Source organism: Serratia microhaemolytica, assembly GCF_004011885.1.
GTDB classification, from domain to species: domain Bacteria; phylum Pseudomonadota; class Gammaproteobacteria; order Enterobacterales; family Enterobacteriaceae; genus Serratia_G; species Serratia_G microhaemolytica.
In genome coordinates this window covers 1-2,010 of sequence record NZ_SBEF01000092.1, presented here as the reverse complement: position 1 = coordinate 2,010, position 2,010 = coordinate 1, and the positions used below count along the sequence as shown (strand labels likewise).

Sequence of the window (2,010 nt, the reverse complement as noted above, 5' to 3'; positions counted from 1 at the left end):
CGGCAGCGGGCGCCAGCGCGGAGTTGATGGCGAACGCGATCATGAACTCGCTCTACCCGGGCAAAAAAGTGAGTGAATTAACCGAGGAAGAGAAGCAGAATATCGCCTCACTGAGCACACTCGCCGCCGGCCTGGCCGGAGGATTACTGGGCGACAGCAGCAGCGACACCGCGAAAAGCGCCCAGATAGGGAAGAACGCGGTGGAGAATAACTACCTGAGTGTGCAGGATGTACTCAATTTAGAGAAAGAGCTTGAAGCGGCAGAGAAAACGGGCGCAGACAAGCTTGAGATTTACGAGAAGTACGCCGAAAAGAGTGAGAAGAATCGCGAAGAGTCGGTAGCGGAAAGCTGTTCTGGTAATGTGTTCTGTGCCAATGGTGCTTTGGCAGAAGCGGAAGCCGGTTCTGATATGGCTAAGACACTGAACCGTTTTTCATTTATTTCGGATTTAAGCAGTGAGGATGCGGCACAGTTGGCGCGTTTTGTGCTGGCGGAGAATGAAGAAAGTGCCTTAGCGATTTACCAAGCATTGCCAGGTTATGTAAAAGCGGCCTTGAATGGTAAGGAAGCCGTGGAAACGATTGGGCTAGGTGCGGCAGTGGGTGGCAAGGGATTGGCTGCACTGGGGGTGATGAGTAAGGCTAATAAGCAACAAGTTGGAAACAAAGATAATAGATTGCCAATTCCAGAAGCGACTGTAGCAAGTAATGGTCTCAAGATAGAGTCAAATACTAAGCATACGCCAGGAGCTCAAGGGTTTAGGCCGGATGCCGGGATTGAGCCAAGAAATTCACTAGATTTGTTTGAAAATTCGATACAAACATCAAACCCTAAAGTGAGGTTGGCAATAGACTCAGACGGTAATATTCATCGTTTCTTTAATAATGGCAAAGATGGTTCCGGTGCTTACCATTGGAGTGGCAGTACTGGAGATAAAAATAATGCGTTAGGTCAAAGAGAGTTGGGTAAGTTTAATAGTGAAGTCAAACAATTAAGGGGTGTTAAATGATTTATGGAGATCCTTACTACTTTGGTGTTCATATTGATGTCATCTATAAAAATGATAATAATCCTGACATGAATTTGGGTGCGTTTAATTTTATTATAGATGATGTTTTTTTTCCTGGGAAAGGTGCAAATTATACATTAAAAATGGTTACTAACCATTTAGTGGGTAATTTGGATGAGTTAAGAAGTATTAAAGAACAAAGTGTTGATAGAGTTAACGAGCCAAGCTTTCCTCTTATGCTAGCTCATTCTTTTCGACAATGGCTATCAAGTGATGTTGAACATTGTTTTTCTGAAAATAATGAAGTTGTTGGTGTTGATTTAACACCATTAGAATTTTCCGACTTAGGTTACTACATTTTTTATGTGTTAACTTCAGAAAGTGAATATGTTTTTTCAACACGTGATAGCGGAAAAACTTTCAATAAAAAAGTATTACCTAAGGGATATGTTGTTGGGGTTCTTGAACTTTTGAAAGGATATACATTTTAATAAATAGCTACCCTCGGCCAATTGGCCGGGATTTTTGTTTTTATGCCTTAAGAGCTGCCGGTCTGTAATAACACGGCCAACTCACATTGACGCGATTGGCCAACTCTGCATCATGCAGAACCGGCTAATGAACAGGGGCTGGCGATCTTAACCATCCCCTCATATGAACGAGGCATGGCAAGGCTTTTGAGGTATGATCTCCGTTATTGACCCGCGAATATCGAGCAGACAACCTCTATGCTTAGATCCTATCTCAATAGGAATTGCTGTATAATACATCATGAACATTTCTGAGGGTGAATTATGGCAAATAGCAAGTGGCAGATTAGCGATGAACTGTGGGAAAAGATGGCGCCACTGATCCCGGATGTTGCGTCCCACGCGCTCATCGCCGCTTCCAAGAGTGGACTGCTGCTGGGGTCTTTGAGCGTTTTTGGCAAAATGGATTGCTTGAAAGTGAGGCATTGTCCTGTATCGATTGGTCGTGGCTTTCTCTCGATGGATGTATG

Annotated in this window: 2 protein-coding genes and 1 pseudogene; all 3 read left to right on the top strand. The window is 43.8% G+C overall.

The genetic code is table 11. From position 1 onward, the window contains the following. Positions 1–1,010 (top strand): VENN motif pre-toxin domain-containing protein (locus tag EOJ37_RS14540; protein ID WP_206194073.1); only part of this gene is annotated, 1,010 nt, incomplete at its 5' end. Beyond that, positions 1,007–1,501 (top strand): Imm42 family immunity protein, encoded by a 495-nt coding sequence (locus EOJ37_RS13960; protein ID WP_127960482.1) that lies wholly within the window; start codon positions 1,007–1,009, stop codon positions 1,499–1,501. The genes EOJ37_RS14540 and EOJ37_RS13960, both read left to right, overlap by 4 nt. Before the next feature lie 303 nt (positions 1,502–1,804). Continuing rightward, positions 1,805–2,010, top strand: a pseudogene (locus EOJ37_RS13955) (hypothetical protein); the annotation flags it as partial.

Bases quoted from the DNA above. Each gene is read 5' to 3' on its own strand.
- EOJ37_RS13960 (WP_127960482.1), top strand. From the start codon at position 1,007: ATGATTTATGGAGATCCTTACTACTTTGGTGTTCATATTGATGTCATC.